At 31.0% G+C, this 25,777-nt stretch carries 22 protein-coding genes, 4 tRNA genes and 1 other annotated feature; of the genes, 17 read left to right on the top strand and 9 right to left on the bottom strand.

The genetic code is table 11. The features are described from left to right. The first annotated feature begins 95 nt into the window (after positions 1–95). The 8 genes from Q5I67_RS01605 (at position 96) to Q5I67_RS01570 (ending at position 8,730) form a co-directional block, all read left to right on the top strand. The gene (locus Q5I67_RS01605; RefSeq protein WP_302486165.1) at positions 96–938 is read left to right on the top strand and encodes a MurR/RpiR family transcriptional regulator; all 843 of its coding nucleotides are present in this window, start codon (positions 96–98) and stop codon (positions 936–938) included. Between the two features lie 248 nt (positions 939–1,186). Then, positions 1,187–2,494, top strand: a complete 1,308-nt coding sequence (locus Q5I67_RS01600; RefSeq protein ID WP_115150998.1) for a PTS sugar transporter subunit IIC — start codon at positions 1,187–1,189, stop codon at positions 2,492–2,494. 64 nt (positions 2,495–2,558) lie between these two features. Further along, positions 2,559–4,025, top strand: coding sequence for an S-layer homology domain-containing protein (locus tag Q5I67_RS01595; RefSeq protein ID WP_302486164.1), 1,467 nt, complete (start codon positions 2,559–2,561; stop codon positions 4,023–4,025). Positions 4,026–4,073: 48 nt separating this feature from the next. After that, complete coding sequence (locus Q5I67_RS01590; protein WP_008538815.1) at positions 4,074–4,376, top strand: PTS sugar transporter subunit IIB; 303 nt, start codon at positions 4,074–4,076, stop codon at positions 4,374–4,376. Positions 4,377–4,389: 13 nt separating this feature from the next. Continuing rightward, complete coding sequence (locus Q5I67_RS01585; RefSeq protein ID WP_204921686.1) at positions 4,390–4,704, top strand: PTS lactose/cellobiose transporter subunit IIA; 315 nt, start codon at positions 4,390–4,392, stop codon at positions 4,702–4,704. 11 nt (positions 4,705–4,715) lie between these two features. Then, a complete protein-coding gene (locus Q5I67_RS01580; protein WP_278474031.1) occupies positions 4,716–6,140 on the top strand; it encodes a 6-phospho-beta-glucosidase in 1,425 nt (474 codons plus the stop codon). A gap of 17 nt (positions 6,141–6,157) precedes the next feature. Then, complete coding sequence (locus Q5I67_RS01575) at positions 6,158–6,943, top strand: glycoside hydrolase family 16 protein (protein WP_117898334.1); 786 nt, start codon at positions 6,158–6,160, stop codon at positions 6,941–6,943. 14 nt (positions 6,944–6,957) lie between these two features. Then, complete coding sequence (locus Q5I67_RS01570) at positions 6,958–8,730, top strand: glycoside hydrolase family 9 protein (RefSeq protein ID WP_302486163.1); 1,773 nt, start codon at positions 6,958–6,960, stop codon at positions 8,728–8,730. Between the two features lie 103 nt (positions 8,731–8,833). On the opposite strand, the gene Q5I67_RS01565 is transcribed toward Q5I67_RS01570, so the two are convergent. Then, positions 8,834–8,918: transfer RNA gene (locus Q5I67_RS01565), tRNA-Tyr, on the bottom strand. An 8-nt stretch (positions 8,919–8,926) separates the two neighbouring features. Further along, positions 8,927–9,004 (bottom strand) — tRNA-Arg (locus Q5I67_RS01560). Positions 9,005–9,481: 477 nt separating this feature from the next. Here Q5I67_RS01560 and Q5I67_RS01555 point away from each other — a divergent pair. Further along, entirely contained in the window at positions 9,482–9,754 is a 273-nt protein-coding gene (locus tag Q5I67_RS01555) for a hypothetical protein (RefSeq protein ID WP_302486162.1), read from the top strand. Positions 9,755–9,784: 30 nt separating this feature from the next. Then, a complete protein-coding gene (locus tag Q5I67_RS01550; RefSeq protein WP_302486161.1) occupies positions 9,785–11,248 on the top strand; it encodes a hypothetical protein in 1,464 nt (487 codons plus the stop codon). Positions 11,249–11,300: 52 nt separating this feature from the next. Here the strand turns inward: Q5I67_RS01550 and Q5I67_RS01545 are convergent. Both Q5I67_RS01545 and Q5I67_RS01540 read right to left on the bottom strand, forming a co-directional pair. Continuing rightward, positions 11,301–11,385: transfer RNA gene (locus Q5I67_RS01545), tRNA-Tyr, on the bottom strand. An 8-nt stretch (positions 11,386–11,393) separates the two neighbouring features. Further along, positions 11,394–11,471, bottom strand: a tRNA-Arg gene (locus Q5I67_RS01540). A gap of 202 nt (positions 11,472–11,673) precedes the next feature. Between Q5I67_RS01540 and Q5I67_RS01535 the strand changes: the two genes are divergently transcribed. The 4 genes from Q5I67_RS01535 (at position 11,674) to aroF (ending at position 15,726) form a co-directional block, all read left to right on the top strand. After that, positions 11,674–12,630: a Rossmann-like and DUF2520 domain-containing protein gene (locus tag Q5I67_RS01535; RefSeq protein ID WP_368043392.1), complete on the top strand. Its 957-nt coding sequence runs from the start codon at positions 11,674–11,676 to the stop codon at positions 12,628–12,630. Then, positions 12,605–13,432, top strand: a complete 828-nt coding sequence (gene panB, locus Q5I67_RS01530; protein WP_368043391.1) for a 3-methyl-2-oxobutanoate hydroxymethyltransferase — start codon at positions 12,605–12,607, stop codon at positions 13,430–13,432. Before Q5I67_RS01535 ends, panB begins: the two co-directional genes overlap by 26 nt. Before the next feature lie 80 nt (positions 13,433–13,512). Next, positions 13,513–13,761, top strand: a binding site (T-box leader). A 45-nt stretch (positions 13,762–13,806) separates the two neighbouring features. Next, positions 13,807–14,652 carry a prephenate dehydratase gene (gene pheA, locus Q5I67_RS01525; protein ID WP_296898766.1) on the top strand — a complete coding sequence of 282 codons (846 nt, stop codon included), beginning with the start codon at positions 13,807–13,809 and terminating at the stop codon, positions 14,650–14,652. Between the two features lie 36 nt (positions 14,653–14,688). Beyond that, entirely contained in the window at positions 14,689–15,726 is a 1,038-nt protein-coding gene (aroF, locus tag Q5I67_RS01520) for a 3-deoxy-7-phosphoheptulonate synthase (protein ID WP_302486160.1), read from the top strand. A 57-nt stretch (positions 15,727–15,783) separates the two neighbouring features. Here aroF and Q5I67_RS01515 read toward each other — a convergent pair whose 3' ends face one another. The 5 genes from Q5I67_RS01515 to Q5I67_RS01495 form a co-directional block, all read right to left on the bottom strand. Further along, positions 15,784–16,740 carry a hypothetical protein gene (locus Q5I67_RS01515; protein ID WP_302486159.1) on the bottom strand — a complete coding sequence of 319 codons (957 nt, stop codon included), beginning with the start codon at positions 16,738–16,740 and terminating at the stop codon, positions 15,784–15,786. A gap of 11 nt (positions 16,741–16,751) precedes the next feature. Beyond that, complete coding sequence (aroH, locus tag Q5I67_RS01510; protein ID WP_302486158.1) at positions 16,752–17,114, bottom strand: chorismate mutase; 363 nt, start codon at positions 17,112–17,114, stop codon at positions 16,752–16,754. Between the two features lie 489 nt (positions 17,115–17,603). Further along, a complete protein-coding gene (locus Q5I67_RS01505; RefSeq protein WP_302486157.1) occupies positions 17,604–19,217 on the bottom strand; it encodes an AarF/ABC1/UbiB kinase family protein in 1,614 nt (537 codons plus the stop codon). A gap of 175 nt (positions 19,218–19,392) precedes the next feature. Further along, a complete protein-coding gene (locus Q5I67_RS01500; RefSeq protein WP_296922528.1) occupies positions 19,393–20,196 on the bottom strand; it encodes a glucosaminidase domain-containing protein in 804 nt (267 codons plus the stop codon). Positions 20,197–20,230: 34 nt separating this feature from the next. Next, positions 20,231–21,532, bottom strand: a complete 1,302-nt coding sequence (locus tag Q5I67_RS01495) for an NCS2 family permease (RefSeq protein WP_302486156.1) — start codon at positions 21,530–21,532, stop codon at positions 20,231–20,233. Positions 21,533–21,729: 197 nt separating this feature from the next. Here Q5I67_RS01495 and Q5I67_RS01490 point away from each other — a divergent pair, with 197 nt between their 5' ends. The 3 genes from Q5I67_RS01490 (at position 21,730) to Q5I67_RS01480 (ending at position 25,765) form a co-directional block, all read left to right on the top strand. Continuing rightward, positions 21,730–22,323, top strand: coding sequence for a hypothetical protein (locus Q5I67_RS01490; RefSeq protein WP_302486155.1), 594 nt, complete (start codon positions 21,730–21,732; stop codon positions 22,321–22,323). Positions 22,324–22,364: 41 nt separating this feature from the next. After that, entirely contained in the window at positions 22,365–24,005 is a 1,641-nt protein-coding gene (locus tag Q5I67_RS01485; protein WP_302486154.1) for a DUF4127 family protein, read from the top strand. A gap of 101 nt (positions 24,006–24,106) precedes the next feature. Then, on the top strand, positions 24,107–25,765 hold the full coding sequence (locus tag Q5I67_RS01480; protein ID WP_302486153.1) for a DUF4127 family protein: 1,659 nt from the start codon (positions 24,107–24,109) through the stop codon (positions 25,763–25,765). Positions 25,766–25,777: the final 12 nt, after the last annotated feature.

Here is a 25,777-nt window from a genome sequence, read left to right as displayed (position 1 = left end):
GGATTTTTTTATTATTTTATTGACTGTAAATTAAAAAAATATTAATATATAAGCTATATTTTGATAAGATTTATGAGTGGATTGGAGGGGCTTAGGTGGCGAATTTAATAAAAACATTACAAGAGCAAAAAGGTTTTTCGGAAACAGAAATAATGATTGCAACGTATTTATTAGCTAATTTTCGTAAATTAGCAGGAATGTCAACTAGACAATTGGGTAAAAATACGTATACAAATTCAGCTGCTATTGTGCGTTTTAGTCAAAAATTAGGTTTTAGTGGATATACAGAATTTAGAGTTCAATTTTTAGCTGAAATGATGCAATATATCAATCATCCAAAAGGTGAAGAACTTGTTGTATCAACTAAAGATAGTATACATTCATTAATTGATAAAGTAACAGCTATTGAAATTGATACACTAAAAGAAACAAAGAACATGCTTAATCCAGAAGATTTTTTAAAAGCTCTAAATCTTTTTATAAAATCTAAGCATATTGATTTTTATGCTATGGATAATAATTTAGATGTAGCAAGAATTGCTTCAGCTGGTTTTATCATGGCTAATAAATGCTCAAGTGTACATTCTCCAATGACTATGCAATATTTACAGGCAACTAGTGCTTCAAAAGATCACTTGGGATTTATCATAAGTCGTACAGGGAATAATCGTATGTTATTAGATATTGCTCGTTTATTAAAACTACGAGGAATTTCCTTTATTTTGATTACAGCATCACCTAATTCAGAAATAGCTAGTTTAGCAGATGTAGTTTTTTCTGTAGCAAGTGTGAAGCAAATGGAAGAATTAGGACCTAGAGTTTTTCTTTTAGGTGCAAAATATGTTACAGACATAATGTTTACCATGCTTATGACGCGTTTAGATTATCATGAATCTCAACAAAAAGAACAATGGTTAAATAAACATTTTCGTTATTAAGATGAAAATAAAAACTGCTTATTTTGATGTAGATAACATTTAAAATAAGCAGTTTTTTTATTGTTATTTTGATTATTTTCAAACAATTCGTATCATTGCTACAAGTGAAAAAAGGTTTTTTTATATGATATTGTATCATTGTTTCGTATTAGCCAATATCTATTGAAACAGTATTTTGTTAATGATATATTAAAATCACCTTAAGGAAAATTCGAAAAATTATGTATAGGAAAAGGAGAGAATTCTAAATGGATAAACAAAAACTTTTTGATAGTTTTATCGAAGTTATGAGCAAGTTTGCACAAATACGTGCTGTAGTAGCATTACGTGATGGTTTTATTATGACTACACCATTTACTATTTGTGGTTCAGTATTTTTGTTGATTGCAAACTTACCAATTCCTGGATATGGAGAATTTATGGCATCTATATTTGGTAATGATTGGACAGCACCATTTAATGCTGTAGCAGGTGGTACATTTAATGTATTAGCTTTAATTGTTGTAGTCGCAATTACATACAAATTTGTAGGCAATGAAGGTTGCGATGCTAGTATGGCATCTATATTAGCTTTATCAACATTGTTAATATTAATGCCACCATCATTAGTAACTGAAAATGGTCAATTAGTAGGAGATATTATACCAAAAGCTTGGGTTGGTAGTAATGGTGTTATAACAGCAATTATTATAGCTTTCTTTGTATCATATGTTTTCTGTTATTGTGAAAAAAATAATGTTGGTATAAAAATGCCAGATTCTGTACCACAAGGTGTAGCAAGAGCTTTTACCGCATTAGTACCAGGTATGATATTTTTTACAGTAGCTTCTGTTTTATATGGACTTTGTCATTATCTTGGAGCTATTACATTACCAGAATTAATCTTTAAAATTATTCAGACACCATTGCAAGGACTTTCTGATACATTGGCTGGTGGCTCAGTGATTGTTGCTTTACAGGGCATTTTGTTTTGGGCTGGTGTTCATGGACCAAATGTTGTCGGTGGTGTAGTAAGTCCATTATTGATAGCAAATTCTTTAGATAATCAGCATCTTATAGATATGGGTATGTCTCTTATAAATAATCCAGAAGCTAAAATTATAACTGCTCAAGTCAATGACGTATTTGTAAAAAGTGGCGGTTGTGGTTTGACATTAGGACTTTTATTATCAGGTATATTTACAGTAAAGTCTCAACAAATGAAATCTTTATTAAAAATGGCATTTGTACCAGGTTTATTTAATATAAATGAACCTCTTATCTTTGGTTTGCCAATTGTATTTAATCCATATTTACTCGTTCCATTTGTGTTAGTACCTTTAATAGCATTATTTGTAACATATTTTTCAATCAGCATGGGCTTCATGTCTCCTTTTAGTGCCGTTCAAGTACCATGGACAACACCTCCAATAATTGCAGGATTTTTACTTAATGGTTGGCAAGGTGCTGTTGTACAGATAATAAACTTAGCTATTTCTACAGCAATATATTTTCCATTTGTACGAGCACAAGATAAAGCATTATTAAAAGAAGAACAAGGTGAAAAAGAAGAATAATTATTAAATTATTTTTTGAGAGATTGTATATTAGAGAGAATTAATTTTGGGGGCGAATGTATTGATGCTATTAAAGAAAAATAAAGCGTTAGCTATTTCTATGGGAATATTTTTAGGATTAACAGGTACATCTTTTGCGCAATCAACATCTGATGCAGATAAAGTTTCTTCAGAAAATAAAGTTAGTGTTACTGATAATGAAAATATAAATGCAAATGTAAATAGTTTTAGTGATGTTCCTAAAGGTCATTGGGCTTATGAAGCACTTGATTATTTAGCTCAACATGGTGTCATTGAAGGTTATAAAGATGGAACATTTCAGGGAAATCGAACAATGACACGTTATGAAATGGCAAGTATAGTGGCTAATGCTATGAAATCAGATAAAGGAGATATAGGAGATAAAGCTGTATTAAATCAATTAAAAGAAGAATTTAGCGAAGATTTGAAGCAAATGCAATCACAAATTGATAAAAATACATCCGATATTTCCAAATTAAAAGAAGACACAGAACGTTTTAAAATTAGTGGTTTTGGTAGAGTATCTTGGGATAATGACAATATCAAAGGTTATAATGACCAAAATGATAATAATCGTTTTTATCTTGATTTAAAAGGTAAATTTAAAGTTAATGATGATTGGAATTTTAATTTTGAAAGCGAAACAAATCAACGTTATGCCCGATATGTAACATCCGCTGGTGATGTAAAATATCATGAAGGTCATGATGATTCTGATGGTGTAATCCAGCGTATTTGGGCAGAAGGTAATATTGATAAATTGCATGTTGATGTAGGTCGTAGATGGCGCGGTTTAGGTTTTCAAAATGTATTATTGGGTAATGAAACAGACGGTATCGTGCTTGATTATCCTTTAGATAATAACGGTTTAAAAGCATTAGCATTTTATCAAAAACCAACTGATGCAGGTTATGATTTTGCTATGTATGGATTAGGCGTACAAGGCCCTGTTTCTGATAATTTACAAATTAATTTAGCATATGCCCAACTAGATATTGATAAAAATGAATCTCCAGGATATGACCCATATAATGGAAATGCTCCGTTAGTAAATACTTTTGGTTCACATGGATTGGTATTGAGTGCAATGTGGAATCCGATGAAAAATATCACACTTATTGGTGATTATGTGCTTACAAATGCTGAAAAAGAACGTGTAGCTGAATGGGCTTCAGATGGAACGCAACATATTTTTGATATTGATGAAAATACAAGTAAATCTATTCGTTTGAATTATCGTTGGACTAACTTAAATGATCCAGGCTCTTTCCAACTGTATACACGTTGGTTTGATTATGGACGTCATGGAAATATCATGGGTGATGAAGAATGGGGATTATTAAAACCAGGCTCTAAAGGATGGGTATTTGGTTTTAAATATGTACCAGCCAAAAATATAGAATGGGAAACAATGTATGAAATTGCTGATATGTACAGTGGCATTTATGGAGAAAAAGATCAGCAATATAAACGAGATTTCATTCGTACACAAGTAGATTTTTATTTTTGATAAATAATATTTTAAATATAATTTTATAAGTAAAAGGAGTAATTTATTATGAAAAAAATTGTTTTATTATGTGCATCTGGTATGTCTACAAGTATGTTAGTAAAAAAAATGCAGGAAGCAGCAAAAGCTGAAAATTATGATTGTGAAATAGCTGCTTATTCAGCAGCAGAGGCAGTAGAAAAAGCTTCAGATGCTGACGTAGTATTACTTGGTCCACAAATTCGTTTTTCTAAAGATAAAATTGCAAAAGAATTACCAGGTGTACCTGTTGATGCTATTGAAATGCGTATGTATGGTCGTATGGATGGTAAAGGTGCTTTAGCATTTGCTAAAAGTTTAATGAAAGACTAAGGGAGAGTAAGTAATGGAAGGTTTAGAATTAATAGCATTCGAGATTATTTCTTCTGTGGGAACAGCACGTAGTTGTTATATAGAAGCAATTAGTGAAGCTAAAAAAGGCAATTATGAAAAAGCAGAAGAATTAATTGCTGAAGGTGAAAAAGTATTTATTGAAGGTCATGATAAACACAATGAATTATTGCAAAAAGAAGCATCTGGTGAAGGTAATGTAGTCAATTTATTGATTTTACATGCAGAAGACCAATTGATGAGTGCAGAAGGTTTTAAAATTATCGCACAAGAATTTATAGATGTTTATCGTAGAATAAACGTAAAATAAGGAGAATGAAGATGGGATTTCCAAAAGGTTTTTTATGGGGTGGCGCAGTAGCTGCCCACCAACTTGAAGGCGGTTGGCAAGAAGGCGGAAAAGGAATTAGCGTAGCTGATGTAATGACTTTGGGTGGACCAAATAAACCTAGAGAAATTACAGATGGTGTTGTTCCAGGAAAGATTTATCCAAATCATGAAGCTATAGATTTTTATCATCACTATGAAGAAGATATCGCATTACTTGCTAAAATGGGATTTAAATGTTTTCGTACAAGTATTGCTTGGACACGTATTTTCCCTAATGGTGATGAAACAGAAGCAAACGAAGCTGGTTTAAAATTTTATGATGATCTTTTTGATACACTTCATCGTTATGGAATGGAACCAATTGTTACTTTATCTCATTTTGAAATGCCATATAATTTAGTAACTAAATATGGCGGATGGCGTAATCGTAAATTAGTAGATTTCTTTGTACGTTTTGCAGTTACTGTTTTTAAACGTTATAAAGATAAAGTTAAATATTGGATGACATTTAATGAAATTAACAATCAAAGAGATGTAAATACTGAATTTACAGCATTTACAAATTCAGGTGTACTTTATAAAGATGGTGAAAATAGATATGAGGTTTTATATCAAGTAGCTCATCATGAATTTGTGGCATCTGCATTAGCTGTTATTGAAGGTCATAAAATTAATCCAGATTTTCAAATTGGTTGTATGTTAGCAATGTCTCCAGTATATCCAGCAACTTGTAAACCAATGGACCAAATGGCAGCATTGAAAGAGATGGATCGTACATTTGTTTTCTCAGATGTACAATGCAGAGGACATTATCCAATGTATATATTAAAAGAGTGGGAAAATAAAGGTTATAATATTAAAATTGAAAATGGCGATTTTGATATTTTAGAACGTGGAAAAGTAGATTATTTTGCTTTGTCATATTACATGAGTTTTGTCAGTGAATATGATCCTGAAGGTAAAGAACATATGGGGAAAGAAGTTAAAAATCCATATGTAAAAGCTTCTGATTGGGGTTGGCAAATTGACCCAGTTGGATTACGTTATATGTTAAACGTGATTTCTGAACGTTATGAATTACCAATGATGATTGTTGAAAACGGAATTGGTTTACATGAATATCCAGATGAAACAGGTGTAGTGCAAGATGATACACGTATAAAATATTTCTCTGAACATATTGCTGAGATGAAAAAAGCTGTAGATGAAGATGGTGTTACACTCATGGGATATTGTCCTTGGGGACCTATTGACCTCGTATCAGCAAGTACAGGTGAAATGGAAAAAAGATATGGATTTATTTATGTAGATAAAAATAATCAAGGAAAAGGTACATTAAAACGCGTACCGAAAAAATCTTTTTATTGGTATCAAAAAGTAATTAAAACGAATGGCGAAGATTATTCTATTGAATGAGTGAAGGAGTGTAGTTTATGAGTTTAAAGAAAAAAGCTATTGTTAGTACAATGCTTATGGCATTATCCATTACACCAACAGTAATTCCAAATAGTATAGTAACACCATCTATTGTTATGGCAGCACCAGCTAGCGATGTAAAAGCAAGTGAAGCTTTTGAAGTGAATTTCCAAAATGGAATGCCAAAAGGATTTGAGGCTTCTGATGGATGGACAAATGGATATATGTTCAATGTAAATTGGCATAAAGAAAATGTTACATTTGATGGTGGAAACCTTCAATTAATTATTGATAAAGAAAAGAAAGCTGATAAAATACCATATTCTGGTGGAGAATTTCGTAGTAAAGATTTCTACGGTTATGGAAAATATGAAGTATCAATGAAACCAATAAAAAATGATGGTGTAGTATCTTCTTTCTTCACATATACTGGTCCATCTGATAATAATCCATGGGATGAAATTGATATAGAATTTTTAGGAAAAGATACAACAAAAGTTCAATTTAATTATTATCGTGATGGAAAAGGTGGACATGAATATTTATATGATTTAGGTTTTGATGCATCTGAAAGTTTCCATACTTATGGCTTTGAATGGCATAAAGATAAAATTATTTGGTTTGTTGATGGTAAAGAAGTATATCGTTTGGAAGGAACAACAATTCCAGTAACAAAAGCTAAACTTATGATGAATGCTTGGTGTGGAACAGGTGTAGATGAATGGTTGAATGCATTTGATGATAAAAATTTACCTGTAAAAGCAGAATATCAATGGATAAAATATACTCCATTTACTGAATAAGGAGTTGTCTGATTATGTATAATAAGAAAAAACTCAGTCAAATTATTTTATCTGGATTAATGGCGGTAAGTTTTTCATCGATATCACTACCTATAGAAGCAGCTGATATGGGGCTACATGTTGACCAAGTAGGATATCTGCCAAATTATTCAAAAGTAGCAATGGTAACTGACTCTAATGATACTACTTTTGAAATAATTGATACAAAAGATAATAAAGTTGTATTTAAAGGAAATTTATCTGAACCTAAATATGATAAAATTTCTGAAGAAACTTTACGTAAAGCAGATTTTTCTTCTTTGAATGTACCAGGAACATATATTTTAAAAGTAGGTAATCGTGAATCATATGATTTTGTAATTGGTGATGATGTCTATGATGTACCTATGGTACAAAGTTGGCGTTCATATACTTTATCAAGAAGTAATACTGCTATAAATGATGATAAAGTTTCTGGACTAAAATTAGAAGGTGGACATAAGCAAGATAAAGAAGCTCGTGTCTATTTCTCTGATAAATTAAATAATAAAGGCGATAAAATAGATGTTAGTGGCGGTTGGTATGATGCAGGAGATTATGGTAAATATATAACAACAGGAGCATTAAGTAGTGCTGAATTATTGTTAGCATATGAAGCAAATCCCGACCATTTCACTAAAGGTCAATTGTTATTTCCAAAAGGCATAGAAAATAATACAAATATGCCAGATGTTTTATCAGAGGTAAAATTTGAACTTGACTGGATGGAAAAAATGCAACGTGAAGATGGCAGTACATTCCATAAAGTATCAGGTTTGACTTGGCCAGGATTTGATATTTCTCCAGATACAGATAAGCAAGATAGATATATTTTTAGTACAGCTACTTCTAGTTCAGCTATGTATGGTGCAAGTTTAGCAATAGCTTCACGTGTATATGAACAATATGATAAAGATTATGCTAAAAATTTAAAACAAAATGCTGAAGCTGTTTGGCAATATTTAGAAAAAAATCCTAAACCAATTTATCGTGTTGATGAAGGACAAGAAAATGGTTCAGGCCCATATAATAAAGATACAGATCTTGAAGAACGTTTATGGTTAGCTGCAGAAATGTTTAGAACAACAGGTGATGCTAAGTATGAATCTTATTTGAAGAAAGAGTCTAAACGTTTAACTGATAAACCAAGCTTTTTTACATGGGATGATACTTTAGCTTTAGCACAATTTGCCTATGCTAAATCTAATAATGCAGATAAGCAACTTCAAAATAAAGTTATTAATGCTTTAATTAGTTATGCAGACGATATTTGTACAAGTATAAAAACAGATGGTTTTAATTGTTCTTTAAAAGAAAATGAATATACATGGGCTTCAACTAAAAATGCTTTGACTAAAGGTGATATTTTATTAATGGCATATCAAATTGAGCCAAAACAAGAATATTTAGAAGGAGCACTAGCACAAATTCATTATCTTTTTGGAAGAAATTCACTTGATAAGAGTTTTATGACTGGTGTAGGAGATAATCCACCATTACATCCACATAATCGTATCCATGAAAGCACAGGAGCTTATGTTTCAGGTCTTGTTGTCGGTGGACCAAATCATGTTATAGGTGGAGATCCAGACCAAACAGAATACTTGAATAGTGGAAATATTCCTATAGCAAAATCTTATCTTGACGTGGTAAGTTCTTGGTCTACAAATGAATATGCTATAGATTATATTTCATCTGCTGTTTATGCTTTATCTTGGTTTGCAGAACCAGACTTAGTTAAAGTTGAAGATTTAAAATATAATAAGTAAATAAAAATTGCTTTCTAATTTAATTATTAGAAAGCAATTTTTTTATACATATATTTATAAAACAAAAAAAGCTCCGATAAAATCGAAGCTTTAATCTACAAAATGGTGGGCAGGGATGGATTCGAACCATCGTAGCCTACGGCGACGGATTTACAGTCCGTTCCCTTTAACCACTCGGGCACCTACCCATTACAAATGGTGACCCTGGCAGGACTCGAACCTGCGACCTTTTGATTCGTAGTCAAACACTCTAATCCAGCTGAGCTACAAGGCCATTTGTTCATTGCTCTTACAAGCGACTTCTATATAATAACATAGATATATATTTTTGACAAGTCTTTTTTTTAGTATAAAAATTTTTTTGTTTTTGCTAAAATATAGTTAAAAAGAATAAAAAGAGACAATGTCATGAAAATAGGGAAAATTATTGCTTTGTTAGTATGTAGTTTTTTATTTTGTAGTATTGAGACAAAGGGTTTTATCAGTAGTGTATATGGTGATGTGATTTGGAGTAACAATTACGAACAAATAAAGGTATAGTTATTAATTGAATAAATACAATGAGGCGTATTCAAATGAAGGTTTTAGGCAAGTATATTCTGATATAAAAGACAATCAATTTGATATTTACTGGGGACAATCATTTGATGAATTAAATGCAAATTATGAGCTGAAATGGGGAGTATAGGGAACGAATATATTGCATTATGTGTTGCAATTAAATAAGATTTATAAAAAGAGTTCACCGTATTTGGTTTTATGGTTTAACAAAGAAAAATTATATCGAATATGGCTGTATTATCCAAGAGGATTAAATCAGGGCAAGAAGCATCGTAAAAGAGTAGAAGAATATTTAGTAAAAAAATTTGGAACTCCTACAGTTCATGGTGAAAATATATTTTGCTGGGAAGATACATCGGTAAAAGTCAATGTACAAGAAGAGCAAAAATTGGAAAAGAAATTTTATCACAATGTTTTTCATGCAAAAAGACATGTAAAAAGGGATAAAAATGATAATGAATAAAATTGATTGCGTTTGAAAGAAGGTGATAATGTGAAAAAGATTTTTATAATATTTTGTCTTTGCTTTATTTGTGGTTATTCTGTAGTATTTGCTAAGCAAAATATTTCAGTAAATTTAAATTGGGGCGAAACATATTCTGAAATAAAAGAGAAATATTCGCTTATTTATAATAATCATTTAGATGATGAAGATAGTAATACGTATTGGCTAAAATTAAATGAGCCTTATTTAAATGGTAAAAAAGTTGTAGATGGGAAAATTTTAATATATTTAAAAGAAAATAAATTATATAGAATAAAAGTTGATTTTATTGATGGTACAGATTTGATTGTTCAAAATAAAACAGCAAAAAAAATAAAGTGGATAGGAGAAAATTTATATTGGGGTATGAGCTTAGTACAAGTAAATAAATTGTATAAATTTGAATATAAAGAATACGATGAAAGTGAAAATGCCTCAGTATATTATTTGACTTTGCCAGAAAAAATTTTTAAAGGAGTGACATTAAAATCTAATAAAATATTGGCTTATTTTTGGAATGACCAATTGTATAAAATTGTGGCAGAAAAAGAAGATGGAACAGAAATAATTTTGCAAGATGACAGTTTATTAAAAAAAGCAAAAATACAAGGTGATTTAAATATTAAGCGAAAAGCACACGAAGAAGTAGTGAAGAAAATAAATAAGGAAATAGAAAAAGAAATCGAAGTTTTATCAGATAAAATAAGTTATGTAAAATTAATACCTAATTTATATTGGGGTGAAAGTATAAATGATATTGTTATGGATTATGCTGTTAAATATGTTGAGTACTATTGTGATGAAAATGCTCTTGTTTATGAAATGGACTTGCAAAATCCATATACAAAAAAAGATAAAGATTATAATGATTTTATAAATACTTATCAACAAATAACTGAGAAAATACGATTATATTTATGGAATAACCAACTTTATAAAATAGAAATAAAATATAATGATGCGGAGCAGGTAGTTAGTGATAAGACTTTATTAAATCGAGCAATTGTAGATGGACAAACATTGAAATTAGGAGGTACTCTTTTAAAACCTAATCATAGAAATATTTTAACAGATGTCAAAAACGATAAATTATATATGTATTGGGGTCAACCAAATGAAGAATTATTTAAAATTTATGAATTAAGCAGAGGTGGAATAATCTGGAATACCATTAGTATTAATAGCATTGATGTAGATAATGGTAAAGAAAATTCATCAAGTATTATGGTGATGTTTAGTAATAATCATTTGTATAAAATATTATTATGTGCGAATGAGAATATTAAAAACTTAAAAGAGCAACAAAAAGATTTTGTTTATGTTAAAAATTATTTAGAGAAGAAATTTGGAAAACCAAGTGTTTATAAAAAAGATATTTGGTTATGGCAAGATGTAACAATACCTATTGATAAATCTGAAGAAGATTCTTTACAGGTTCTTTTAAATGAAGAGATTGCTCGTTCATTACAATAAAAATAGATATAAAAAAAGCTTCGATATTATATCGAAGCTTTAATTTACAAAATGGTGGGCAGGGATGGATTCGAACCATCGTAGCCTACGGCGACGGATTTACAGTCCGTTCCCTTTAACCACTCGGGCACCTACCCATTACAAATGGTGACCCTGGCAGGACTCGAACCTGCGACCTTTTGATTCGTAGTCAAACACTCTAATCCAGCTGAGCTACAGGGCCATTCGTTTGCGGTTGTCTTAACTGCGTATATTATAATATCAGATTGATATATATTTGTCAAATGTTTTTTTGAAAAAATTTAGGATTTATTAAAATTTATTTTATGTCTATACGAAATGAATAATAAATGATATATTATGTGATGGATAGTATTCGAAGCGAAACTGTACCACAAATTTTTATTTTTATCTAATAAAAAAGGATTGTATCGAAAGAACAAGACCTTACCAGAGATTTCATTGAATTACTTCCAAGAAAAAGAGGTGATAAAATGAAAATAGGATTTATTGGTGCGGGGAAAGTAGGTTTTTCCCTAGGAAAATATTTACAAAATAACTCTAATCAAAATAATGTAGAAATTGTAGGTTATTTTAGTAAATCTTTAAAATCAGCAAAATCAGCAGCAGATTTTACCAATACGAAATTATATACAAATCTTGAATATATCTTAAAAGACAGTGATACCTTATTTTTGACGGTGCCTGATGGTAGCATTAGTCAAATTTGGGATTATATGAGAAATCTGGATATTAGAAATAAAAATATTTGTCATTGTAGCGGTTCGATATCTTCGACCGCTTTTTTTGATGCCCAAAATAAAGGTGCGTATGCTTACTCTATACATCCACTTTGTGCAATAAATGATAGGTATGAAGCTTATGAAAATCTAGCCAAAGCAGTATTTACTATTGAAGGTGATAATGAGCATTTAGATGACTTGATGCAGATTTTTAAAAAATCGGGCAATCAAATCATAAAAATCAATACGCAAAAGAAGGCATTATATCATGCAAGTGCAGTAATGACTAGTAATTTAGTTACAGCTCTATTTGCCACAAGTATAGATTTATTAAATAGTTGCGGAGTAGATAAAAAAATGGCAAAGCAAATTTTATTGCCATTATTGCAAGGAAACGTAGCTAATTTAACTACTTTTGATATTGAAAATGCTTTGACTGGTCCAGTAGAAAGAAATGATTTAGTCACAATAAAAAAACATTTAACTGCATTTACTAGTGAAAATTTAAATCAAGAAAAAGAAATTTATAAGTTATTATCACAAAAATTAATTGAAATCGCACAAAGTAAAAATCCTTTAAAAGATTATAGCAAGATGAAAGAGGTTTTTAAAAGTGAAAAATACAGTGACAACATTTAAAATGCAAAAAGAAAATAAGGATAAAATTACTATGCTTACGGCATATGATTATTCTACAGCAAAGTTGATTGATGAAGCTGGAGTTAATGGAATTTTAGTAGGTGATTCCTTGGGCATGGTTATGCTCGGGTATGAAGATACATTATCTGTTACTATGGAAGATATGATACACCATATAAAAGCTGTTACAAGAGGAGTAAAAAATGCTTTGGTTGTAGGTGATATGCCGTTTATGTCTTATCAGACATCTGTTTATGATGCTGTAAAAAATGCAGGTCGTTTAGTGCAAGAAGGTCATTGTCAGGCAGTAAAATTAGAAGGTGGGGAAAGCGTTTGTCCACAGATAAAGGCAATTGTCGAAGCTTCTATTCCTGTTATGGCACATATAGGACTTACACCACAATCTGTTAATGCTTTTGGTGGATTTAAAGTTCAGGGAAAAAGTGAAGAAGCAGCTAAAAGAATTATTCAAGAGGCAAAGGCTGTAGAAAAAGCAGGTGCTTTTGCTGTTGTTTTGGAATGTGTTCCAGCTAAATTAGCTAAAATTGTCACAGAAGAAATAAATATACCGACAATCGGTATTGGAGCAGGTAGTGATTGCGATGGTCAAATTTTAGTTTATCAAGATATGCTTGGTATGTTTGGCGGATTTAAACCTAAATTTGTAAAGCAGTTTGCTAATATAGGTGAAACTATGACGAAAGCTTTTAAAGATTATATTGAGGAAACAAAAGCAGGAAATTTTCCAGCAACAGAACATTGTTTTAAGATAGATGAAAGCATTATTGAAAAATTATATTGATTAGAATTTTATTTAAATATTACAAAGTTACAATAAAAGGTATTGCATTTTATTTTTTTATATGATATTATGTAAACACGCTAAAGATGATGAAGAGGAAAAGTAGATAGATATAATCATGACAGAGAGTCAAGGATGCTGGAAGCTTGATATGAGTGTATTTATTGAAGTTCACCTTGGAATTGCTCGCTGAAATTATTGTAGGTGGAGCCGGAGCCTTACCGTTATCAAAAAGGAGAGTATCGGATTAGTCCCGTACTTGATGAGAGATATCTATATTTATTTATAGATAAATAAGGTGGTAACGTGAATTCAGCCTCGCCCTTATATTAGGGTGAGGCTTTTATTTTTTATAAAAAGAAAGGAGGAATATCTTGAAGAAATTAGCATTTTTAGGCCCTCATGGAACTAATAGTGAAGAAGCAGCTTTACATATGACTAAGTTGAGAAATGAGCCGATGGATTTGATTGCATATGATAGTATTTATGATGCAATTTTGGCAGTAAGTCAAGAAAAAGTTGACTATTGTTTAGTACCAGTAGAAAATTCAATTGAAGGGTCAATTAGAATAACATTGGATACGCTAGCTCATGATGTTGACTTAATGATAGAGTCTGAATTAATATGGAGTGTACATAATCAATTATTGACAAAAGATCCTAATGCTAAGATACACACAATAATTTCTCATGTACAACCATTAGCTCAATGTAGAGAGTATATACAGACTCATTATCCAAAAGCAAAAACAGAAGCTGTTTCTAGTACGGCTGTAGCTGCTAAAAAAGCTAGTGAATACGGACAAGGATATGCAGCAATAGCGACGAAAACAGCAGCTGATTTATATAATCTACAAGTAGTAGATACTGATATTCAAGATGTTGAAGATAATTTTACTAGATTTATCTTATTGACAACAAAGAAAAAATTAAAAAAACAACAAAATGCTTCAAATATGATGTTGATTTGTCAGATTGATGGCAGAGCTGGTAGCTTATATGAATTATTAGGCGACTTTGCTAAGAGAAAAGTCAATATGACTAGAATAGAATCAAGACCAGCACGAACTAGTTTGGGTGAATATATCTTTTTTATTGAAATTGATGTTGATGTAGAAAAAGATATTCTTCAAGAAGCTTTAGATGAAGCAAATAAAAAATGTTTTTGGTTAAAAAACTTGGGTGAATTCCCTGTATTTAAAGGTAGTTATAAATTATAAAAAAAGATAATTTGTTAGATAAAGGTGGAATTATAAATGGTAGTAATCATGACTCCTGATGCAAAAGAAGAAAATATTATGGCGGTAGTAAAAGCTATTGAAAGCGTAGGTCTTACAGCCAAAATAATGGAAGGTGCTCAGCAGAAAATTGTTGGTGTAATAGGTGATAAAACTCGTATGGGTTCACTAGCAGTAGAGGCAATGGAAGGTGTAGAACAGACAGTGGCTATTTCTAAATCTTATAAATTAGCTAGCCGTGAATTCCATCCAGCAAATACTGTTGTAGATGTAGATGGTGTAAAAATCGGTGATGGTAATGTAGTAGTTATGGCGGGCCCTTGTGCAGTAGAATCTCGTGAACAATTACTAGAAGCAGCAAAAATTGTAAAAGCTGGTGGAGCACAATTTTTACGTGGTGGTGCTTATAAACCTCGTACTTCTCCATATGCATTCCAAGGTCTTGAAAATAAAGGTCTTGAATATTTAGCAGAAGCACGTGAAGTTACAGGCTTAAAAGTAGTAACAGAAGTAACAGAAGTAGAAGCAGTTGATGCAGTAGCTCATTATGCAGATATTTTACAAATTGGTGCACGTAATATGCAGAACTTCCGCTTATTAAAAGAAGTTGGAAGAAAAAATAAACCTGTTATGCTCAAACGTGGTCTTTGTGCAACTATTGATGAATGGCTCAATGCTGCTGAATATATCATGAGTGAAGGCAATCATAATGTAATTTTATGTGAACGTGGTATTCGCACTTATGAAACATATACAAGAAATACATTAGATATGAGTGCTGTGGCAGCAGTAAAACATTTAAGTCATTTGCCAATCATTGTTGACCCAAGTCATGGTACAGGTAAATGGAGAATGGTAAAACCTATGAGCTTTGCAGCAATAGCAGCAGGAGCAGATGGTCTTATTATTGAAGTTCATCCAAATCCAGCAAAAGCATTATCTGATGGCCCACAATCATTAACTCCAGAAAATTATCGAGAAGTAATGCGTGGCGTATATAAAATTTCTGATTTTATGAAAGCAGAAAATTTATTCACTGATTATATGAAAGACTAAAAAATTGCATAAAAGAAAAGCAGTCAAATACTTAGTTAAAGTGTTTGACTGCTTTTTTTATACCATTAAAAATAAAAATATAGGATAAGCTATGAAGATAAATATTGCTGTAGAAATTAAAAAGATCGCTTCGGCAATACTCGTATTTAATTTATATAATTGGGTAACTACAATAGCATTGATACCAATAGGGCAAAGACCAATTAAAGTGATAACAGAAATAAGTAATTTATCATCTGTAAATATAGTTGCTATGATGAAAGCTAATACAGGAATGATAATGAAACGCACAGGTAATATAGCTAGAGCTATATATTTATAGAGGCGAGCCGCTTTAAAATTCAGTAAATAACCAACAGGTAAAATACCAAACCAAGCCCCTAAATGTACAGAAGCATTAAAGATAGGATCAAAAACATCTGGTCGAGGCACTTCGCAGATATTTAAAATCGCACCTACAAACATACTAAGTAAACCGATTTGGTTCCAACTAATTAAGATAGAACGCCAATGAGGTTGAAATTTAGCTTTAGAACCAGCTGTGGCTTTTTGATGAAAATATTCAGCTAGCGGAAAGCAAAAAGAAAGTGTAAAAATATTTTGCACCATGCCTATTACTTGTACATAAGCGTAAGCTAACTGTCCCATAGCAATATAAGCACATAATCCGCCTAGAATACCTGTATTAGAGAGCATACTACTCAATAGATAAGCTCCTTTGTTGCGAATATTTTTGCCAAGATGCCAAGAAGCATAAGGATATGCTAGTATTCCAGGAAGTGCTGAGATTAAAATAATACCTACAAATGCCAATAAAAACAAATTATGGTCTATTTTTATCAACCAAAAACTGCCCAATCCTATAATTATCATGATAAAACGGATATTTACTTTTAATAAAAAATTACAAACATTTACGGAGATAATTTTATACTTATGTAGATAATATCCTATAGCTAAAGGTAAGATGACATCAATAAAAATAAATAATATACGATAAAATGTTTCTGACATTATATCACCTTTCAATCTTTTTTGATATCAGGGCGAAGTTGGCTAGCTCTGCCAAGATAAATATGTTTAATTTCTTTTTGAGATTTATCTGTATTTACAAAAAGTAATACGCGAATACATTTTTCCATACTATTTTCAATATATAATTGTTGAGCATCAAAAAGTGGTACTAAATCCCAATTAGGCAATTGACGTGCGGCAAAAGCAGGAAAGACACTAGTGATATCTTTAGTAGCACTAAATAAAGCAGCTCCAATATCTTCAGCAGTGATATTATTAGCTTCAAGAATATTTGTTAATAATTGTTTTACAGCTTCAATAATCTCTTCACGATTATCATTTTCTACAGTAATAGCTCCTCTAATTCCTTGCATAAAAAACATCCTTCCTTTTAAATATATTTTTATATTCATTTTTCTTTTGCATAAAAGAAAAACGAAACAAAAAGAAAATTGCCCGCTCACGCACTTTTTACTTTGGCAAAGATAAAAATATGCCAACAACGTTCTAAACTCACTACGTTCAAACAGTAGAACTAAAACCATTGTCATATTTTTATCTTTACCAATAGCCTATGGCTACCGCAAAAAGATGCTAAAATGCGGGGAAATATTTGGTATTATTTTATTATTGATTATTAAATAGTTATGAATGATGTAGCGATTTTTATTTTCCGCATTATAAAATTTTGTGGTAACCGTAAGGTTATTGAAAATAATTATCTTTGAATACGTTTTTAGTCTGAATGTTTGAGCGAAGCGAGTTTCTAAGCGTTGTATGAAAAGATAATTATTTTCAAAACTAAAATTTTATCTGCGGTGATTTCTTTGGTTCGTTTCTTTGTCACCAAAGAAATGAAAAAACTATTTTTCTTTAAATATATTAATCATTAAACGAATGGATAAAAATACTGCTACTAGATATCCTAATACACCTAAAATGGGAATTTCCATGATTTGTGGAGTCATATTTGTTGTGCAAATAATACTAGAACCTAAAAGTAAAGCTGAGCAAATGATACAAATAATTAATTTATTGATCATTTTATCCAAACGACGTAGAGGTTCTTCAGAACCCGTTACATCTAAATTTACTTTAGTTTGTCCACTCATGGTCATTTTTAAAATATCAGATAGTTGCTCTGGTATATGCAGAGATTTTTGAAACATTAAATAGCTATCGCGTTTAAATTTATTAAATTCTTCTTTCCAGCTAAAATTACGTTTAAAATCAGCTTTCATATGAGAGGCAAAGATATCAATAAAATTTACATTAGGGCAACATATTTTAAGAACTGATTCGATAGTGACAACACCGCGGGCAAACATACTTAGCCCTGGATTGATAGCAATTTTATGATGCTTAGAAACCGTGATGATATCATGAGCTAACTCGCTTAATTTTAAAGTTTGAAAACTAGCATTGCTATAGCGATTCATAAGGTTATCAATATCTTCATAAAGCTGGATATGATTTAATTTTCCTTGTATTGTGCCTAAGGTTAAAATAGCATTTTTCATTTCATACGTATCATGCTGGACAAGAGCGTATACAGCTTTTTTTAAAGCATCACGTTCTTTAGAAGATAAGCGTCCCATCATGCCTAAATCAAGCCAGATAATTTTGCCATTTTTTATCCAAATATTACCAGGATGAGGATCAGCGTGAAAATATCCATCTTCGATGATTTGTTTTACATAATTTTTGCCAAGATGAATACCTAGTTCTTCAACATTATAACCTTGAGCTTTTAATTTCTTGATTTCGTCAATACGACAACCATCAATATATTCCATGACAAGAACGCGGGCTGTAGTTAATTCATGTTTTACCGCAGGACAATCAACGAAATTATCTTCACTATTTAGTCGCTTGAATTCATCAATATGCTCAGCTTCCATCATGAAATCCATTTCTTGTTTAGTTATATTCCACATTTCATCGAGAATAGCATTAAAATCTAAAATATTAGATGAAGCTTTAAAAACTTGTAAGATAGATATAGCTCTCTTTAATAAAACTATATCTTTAGCCATTACTTCATAAATTCCAGGACGTTGCACTTTGATGACGATTTTTTCACCAGTTTTTAATGTAGCTTTATGCACTTGAGCTATAGAAGCTGAGCCTAAAGCTTTATCATCAATATCTTGGAAAATATCTTCTAATTTTTTATTATATTCTTTTTCAAGACAATCTTTTATGATGCTGAAATCTAAAGGTTTAGCTTGAGTTTGTAATTTAGTTAATTCTATAGCATAATCGGCAGGCAAAAATCCTGGTTTTAAAGAAAGTATTTGACCTAATTTTACAAAAGTAGGGCCTAAATCTTCTAGGATTAAACGCAATTTTTCAGGTGTCATATCGCTTGTAAGTACATTATGCTTACGTAAAACAAGCACCATTTCCCGTAAACGATGAGATGAACTATATTTTTTTTGTTTAGGAAATTTTATCAAAGTAACACCTTCTATCATAATTTAAAAATAATATGTATTCCTCAATGAAATAATTATGTTTATTATAGCAAATAAATAGAAAATAGTATAATTATTTATCAATAGTATATATTAAAACAATTTTATTTAATAAAAAAAAGAGTTGAAATATTAATTTGAAAATCTTCAAGTATAATATTTCAACTCTTCTTATTTATTCTTCTGCAATATTATCCAAAATTTGTAGAATTTCTTGTCCATAATTATTACCTGGGACTGCCCAACGACCATTTAAACCAGGCCATGTATCAATTGTTGATGTAGAATAAACGGCACGAACTAGAGAGTAACGTGGATCTACAACATCTTCACGAGGAGGTCTAACGGAAGCATAAGCTAAAAGATGTTGAACGTGAGCTCGAACACCTATGCGGGCTGTTTCAAAATAAGCTCCTTTGACAGTAGCACTTGTAGTACCTAGACCGCAATAATTATTTTGGTCCGGTGTTACAGTACCACCATATCTAAAGAAACCAGTTTCTTTTAAAGCTTGAGCAAAAGCTGCATCAGGACGAATGCCTTCTTTACCAGCTTCTTCATAATAATAATTAACTAATTCTTTAGCAGAAACTGTAATTTTAGGATTAGGATTATTTTTTAATAAGTAATTAACACATTGTTCTTGAGTGGCAATAGGGGCACCTAGAATAGAAGAACTACCATAATTTACTGCTTTATCTTGTTCAGTTTTATTTTCCTTTTTAGAATTATTCTCTAAAATAGCAGCGATTTTATCAGCAATACTATGATGAGAAGTCTCTTTTTTATCAAAAGTATTTTCACCGTCAGTTTTTAAAGCAATAACAGCACTTACTTCTCGTTGTTGATGAGAGCTCAAGCCTTTTAATTGGTAATTGCTTTGTTTAGGTGTCATACTAGCATGACTAGGAAAATAAAAACCAATACAAGCAGCAACAATTAAGGAGCTACCAAGATATTTATATTTACTAAAAAACATAGAAGATAGAAGACCTCCTTTGAGTGATGATATTTTAATTATTTAAGACTACAAATTGGATAATAAACAAAAGCATAAATACATAGAGTAATGGGTGGACTTGTCTAAATTTTCCTGAGAAAATTTTTATTAAACAATAAGAAATTATACCAATACCTACGGCATCAGTAATACTATAAGATAGAGGCATCATTAAAAATATGATAAAAGCAGGAAAAGCTTCTTGCATATCATCCCATTTTATGCGAGCTAAACTGCTCATCATATAAAAACCAACAATGATTAAAGCAGGAGCTGTGATAGCAGGAACAGTTGCTAATACTTTAGCAATTGGAGCTGTAAAAAGCATTAAGATAAATAATAGAGAAATGATAATATTTACAAAACCAGTACGGCCACCAGTAGCTACACCAGAACCAGATTCTACATAAGCAGATGTCGGACTTGTACCAAAAATGGAACCAATAAGACTAGCTATAGAATCAGCTAAAAGAGCACTTTTTACATTAGGAAAAGTGTCATTTTTCATTAAGCCTGCTTGTTTGGCAATACCAAGCATGGTGCCAGTAGTATCAAATAAAGTGACGATAAAGAAAGTAAAAATTATAGTATAAAGATTATGTGAAATAGCTCCCATAATATCCATTTGCATAAAGGTATTACCGATTTCAGGTGTGCTGAAAATAGTATCAGGTAATGTGATATAACCAAATAAGAAAGAAATTATGGAAGTAATAATCATACCTAAGAATAAGGCTCCACGTACATTATTTACAACTAAAATAATGCTGATAAATAAACCTATAAGTGACATATAAGTTACAGGATCGCTAAAGCTACCAAGTGTAACTAATGTAGCAGGGGAAGCGACGATGATATGAGCACTTTGAAGGCCAACAAAACTGATGAATAAACCAATACCTGCACTAATACCTTCTTTCATTGAAGCTGGTATAGCATTGATAACGGCTTGACGGAAAGAAGTCAATGAAAGTATTAAGAAAATAAGGGCAGATATAAATACTGCACCGAGTGCTTCTTGCCATGGTATACCCATAGATATTACTACAACAAATGTAAAGTAAGCATTCATAGCAAGGCCAGGAGCAATAGCTATAGGATAATTAGCAAAAATTCCCATGAATAAGCAACCAACAACAGCAGAAATGATAGTAGCAAAAAATACACCATCAAAATCCATACCAGCTTTGCTCAAAACACTAGGATTTAAGATAATGATATATGCCATTGTTAAAAATGTAGTAAGACCGGCGATTGTTTCTGTAAAATAAGAAGTATTTCTTTCTTCAAATTTAAAGTATTCTTTTATTGACATAGTAAACCCTTTCTTCGAATTTTTATATACTCTCATATAATAACATAGTTGAGAAAAATTTTTTAGTATTAATTTAATAATAAGAGTTAATTGCTTTAAAATATAATATAAATATGATATCATTATATAGTTAAGTAGATATAATGTTGTATGTCAATGAAAGGAGTAACGTAGTGAAAAAATATTTTCTTATATTGATGTTAAGTTTGATGACTTTTATTAGTCTTCCGATAAATAATTCCTTTGCTCAAGAACAGTTGTCTGAAGATATTTTCCAGTGGGTGCAGGCGACACCGCGTTCTAGTTATTATTTTAATAAAGAAGCAATGACATATGAAATTGGTGCAGATGGTTTTGCAGATACAAATATTTTAATTGTACCAACTGTGAGACTTTTTGATGATATGCAAAAACAAGATATTATAATGAAGCGACAATGGAGAAATTTAAGCACATATAGATTTGATGAATTATCCGGTGTAGCAGAGTATTTACGAATAAATTTAAAAGATAAGACTGTTGAATATACAGATTGTGTATATTTAGATCAAGGATATAACTCTTTGTATGTCAATTATGAAAGACCAACTCAAAATATGAATACAATGAGTGTAAAAGATGTTGATTATAATTTTTATCAAGCAATTTTAGCTTATGAACAAGAACATAGACAAGAGCTTTTGACAAAAATTATTGATCAAGTTAGACCTGAAGATTTAAAAGCTGCAGGTATAAAGTTAACTAAAGAGCAAAAAAATGAGATAAAACAAAATAAAAAACAGAGAAGATAAGTAAGCTATTTTATTTATAATGAAATGAAGAGGTGTAAATTTTGTATTCTAGGAGTTGGATAAAATTATTTTTAGGGATTTGTTTATTTGTTTGCTTAATAAATATCTTTAATGTAGAAAAAGTATTTGCTAAAGATGAAAAAAAAGTGATTTTGTATGTGCCTCAGGATGATAGACCGATATCTTCAGATCAAACAGCAGATGTAATTCGTTCTATGGGTTATACTGTAGAGATGCCACCTAAGGATTTATTAGGTGATAGAGATAGAGCTGGTAGACCAGAAGAAATAAATCGCTGGTTAGTTGAAAATGGCGGTAAAGATAAAGTAGCAGTAGTATCTTCCGATGCGATGATTTATGGAAGTTTAGTAGCTTCAAGAAAACATCATATACCAAAAGATTTATTGTTGAGACGTGTTAAAAATATAGAAAAATTGCATGAAACACATCCTAAGATGCCGATATATGTATTTTCTTCGATTATGAGAACGCCAAAAGACGGAGCATCTTCGGGGACAGAAGAGCCGGAATACTATGTAAAATATGGGCAAGCAATAGCCAATTATACAAAAATAGATAATGCTGATACATCAGGGTTAAATGAAAGTTATCAAGTAGCATTAAGAGAAGGAGCCTTAGAAGCTGCCTTAAAGGATTGGCTTTCTCGTCGTAGAACTAATGTAGAAGTTAGTAAACAATTGATTAATTTGGTTAAAGATAATGATATAGAATATATGGCTATGGGGAAAGACGATAATTCTAAATTATCTCAAACTCATAAAGAAAGCGATGAACTAAAAGAATATGCAAATAAATTGGGATTACAAAATAATCGTTTTCAGGTTTTGACAGGTTTAGATGAAGTTGGACTTTTAGTTTTGACTAGAGCGGTAAATGAATTAGAAAATTATAAGCCTTATGTGTATATAAAATATGCTTCTGGTTATGGTGGAGCGACAGTACCTTCATATTCAGATGAGTCTATAGATAATACACTTACAAGTCAAATTACGGCTATCGGTGGTATTAGAACATATGATTTGAAAAAAGCTGATTTAGTGATGTTTATAAATACTAATCGCAGTGGCTGGACATATGATGCTAATACTCCAGTAAATACGCTTCAACCAAGATATAATACGATGGATTTTGTTGAAGATATAGAAAGCTTTATCAATGCAGGCTATCATGTAGCTGTAGGTGATATCGCTTTTGCTAATGGAGCAGATAATGCTTTGATGAAGCAATTACAAGATAGAGATTTATTAGATAAATTATATGGATATGCTGGTTGGAATACAGCTACAAATAGTACAGGATTTGCACTAGGTATGGGCATAGTGGGTAATCAAATTAGCGAAGAAAAAAGAGATAATTTATTATTGACTAGATATCTAGATGATTGGGTATATCAAGCAAATGTGCGTCAGAGTGTAAACTCCTATTTAAATTTATTGCCAGGTAGTGGAGATTATTTGACTATAGGAGATACAAAAAGACCATATATTGAAGAGTATGGCACGAAATTGATGCGTTCTTTTGTTAGTGATAATTTAAATTTATTTAACGATGCAATCAATGTATCTATTACAATGCCATGGAATAGAATTTTTGAAGCTAATTTTGATATTTCAGATAATAAATTAAATGAAACAGTATTGAAAAAGCATTTAAAATATTAAATTAAAAAGCCTGCATATTATGTTGCAGGCTTTTCTAGTATGGTTAAAATTATGATATAATTTATTATGATTAAAATATTTATAATTAATGAGGTGATAAAGTGCAATTTAGATATTTAAAACGAGTATTATGTCTTTTTTTGATGATGATAGTCATTTATGTACCTAATGTTGTTTTTGCTAGTTTGAATAAAACTATTATTTTTGTACCCCATGATAATAGACCAATTTCTTTTAAGCAGACAGCAGATAATATTCGCGATTTAGGATATGAAGTTTTAACACCACCGGAAGAACTTCTAGGTAATAGAGAAAATCCTTATGCAAAGCCGGAAGAATTATCTAAATGGGTGATAGAAAATGCCAAAAAAGCTGATGCGGCAGTAATATCTTCAGATTCTATGGTTTATGGCAGTCTTATTGCATCAAGAAAGCATAATTTAAGTAAAGATGTTGTTTTAGCTAGAGTGCATAATTTTGAAAAAATACATCAAGCAAATCCAAATATGAAATTATATGTGTTTGGTTCAATCATGAGAACACCTCAGACAAGTGAGGCGTCAGGCAGTGAAGATGCAAATTATTACGCTCAATATGGTACGGATATTGCACGTTATACTGCATTGACTGATAAACTAGAACAAGATGGACTAACGCATAAAGAAAGAAAACAGTTACAACAATATGAACAAAAGATACCAAAAGCAGCTTTAGATGATTGGCTTTCTCGTAGACAAGCTAATTTTTTAGTAAGTAAGAACTTAATTGATTTAGCTAGAAATGATGTGATCACTTACTTAGCATTAGGTTGTGATGATAATGCTAAATATTCACAGACCAATAAAGAACGTCGTGCACTCGATAATTATGGCAGTGATTTAAGTGAGTTGAAATATCAATCAGTAGCTGGGATTGATGAAATAGGTTACGTCTTATTGACTAGAGCAGTGAATAATTTACAAGGGGATATTCCATTTGTAAGTGTTCATTATGCTAAAGGTACAGGAGAAAATACAATACCTGCATATTCTAATGAACCAATTAAAAATTCTATAGCTACTCATATCAAAATGGCTGGCGGTATGAAAGTCAATAGCGATAAAAGAGCAGATTTAGTATTCATGGTCAATACTAATTTTGATGGCACAACAGGTGCAGCTAATGATTTAAATAATGTATATATACCAAATGAAAATATTATAGATTTTGTCAATATGGTCGATGAAGCTGTTCAAGCAGGTAAAAAAGTAGGTATTGGCGATATCACATTTGGCAATGGCTCTGATAATGCTTTAATGTTTAGTTTATATGGTAAGAATTTATTAGATAAGATAAATGCTTATTCAGGTTGGAACACACCTACAAATAGTACAGGTTATGCTTTAGCTATGGGTATGGGAGCAAATTATACAGATAGAGTGGGCATTTTAAAAATGCTTGAAGTTCGTTATTTAGATGATTGGCTCTATCAGGCAAATATCAGACAAGCTGTAGCAAATAGATTGAATTCTATGCCTGGTGAAGGCGATTATGGCAATACGAAAACAAGAACTTTACCAGCGGAACAATTAGCTACAGAAATTTTACAAAAAATGGTAGTTGATTATGGTTTAGAAAAATTTGAAGGTCAAGCTTATGTAGCTGATGCACAGATAAGATTTCCATGGCAACGTATGTTTGAGGCAGATATAATTTTTCCTGAAGAAAAAGTAGATATGCAAAAAGATATACAAAAAGCAGAAGTTAATGTAGAAAAATAAAATATAGTTCAC

This window comes from uncultured Megamonas sp. (genome assembly GCF_958438645.1).
In the GTDB taxonomy this organism is placed as follows: domain Bacteria; phylum Bacillota; class Negativicutes; order Selenomonadales; family Selenomonadaceae; genus Megamonas.
Note: the sequence above shows the minus strand (reverse complement) of the source record. Positions and strands in the feature narration are given on the sequence as shown.

Excerpts from the sequence above, each read along its gene's own strand:
- Q5I67_RS01585 (WP_204921686.1), top strand. The coding sequence starts at position 4,390 with ATGGAAGGTTTAGAATTAATAGCATTCGAGATTATTTCTTCTGTGGGA.
- Q5I67_RS01495 (WP_302486156.1), bottom strand. The coding sequence starts at position 21,532 with ATGTCAATAAAAGAATACTTTAAATTTGAAGAAAGAAATACTTCTTAT.
- aroF (WP_302486160.1), top strand. The coding sequence starts at position 14,689 with ATGGTAGTAATCATGACTCCTGATGCAAAAGAAGAAAATATTATGGCG.
- Q5I67_RS01515 (WP_302486159.1), bottom strand. The coding sequence starts at position 16,740 with ATGTCAGAAACATTTTATCGTATATTATTTATTTTTATTGATGTCATC.
- aroH (WP_302486158.1), bottom strand. The coding sequence starts at position 17,114 with ATGCAAGGAATTAGAGGAGCTATTACTGTAGAAAATGATAATCGTGAA.
- Q5I67_RS01590 (WP_008538815.1), top strand. The coding sequence starts at position 4,074 with ATGAAAAAAATTGTTTTATTATGTGCATCTGGTATGTCTACAAGTATG.
- Q5I67_RS01500 (WP_296922528.1), bottom strand. The coding sequence starts at position 20,196 with ATGTTTTTTAGTAAATATAAATATCTTGGTAGCTCCTTAATTGTTGCT.
- Q5I67_RS01580 (WP_278474031.1), top strand. The coding sequence starts at position 4,716 with ATGGGATTTCCAAAAGGTTTTTTATGGGGTGGCGCAGTAGCTGCCCAC.
- Q5I67_RS01490 (WP_302486155.1), top strand. The coding sequence starts at position 21,730 with ATGTTAAGTTTGATGACTTTTATTAGTCTTCCGATAAATAATTCCTTT.
- Q5I67_RS01595 (WP_302486164.1), top strand. The coding sequence starts at position 2,559 with ATGCTATTAAAGAAAAATAAAGCGTTAGCTATTTCTATGGGAATATTT.
- Q5I67_RS01600 (WP_115150998.1), top strand. The coding sequence starts at position 1,187 with ATGGATAAACAAAAACTTTTTGATAGTTTTATCGAAGTTATGAGCAAG.
- Q5I67_RS01570 (WP_302486163.1), top strand. The coding sequence starts at position 6,958 with ATGTATAATAAGAAAAAACTCAGTCAAATTATTTTATCTGGATTAATG.
- Q5I67_RS01575 (WP_117898334.1), top strand. The coding sequence starts at position 6,158 with ATGAGTTTAAAGAAAAAAGCTATTGTTAGTACAATGCTTATGGCATTA.
- Q5I67_RS01505 (WP_302486157.1), bottom strand. The coding sequence starts at position 19,217 with ATGATAGAAGGTGTTACTTTGATAAAATTTCCTAAACAAAAAAAATAT.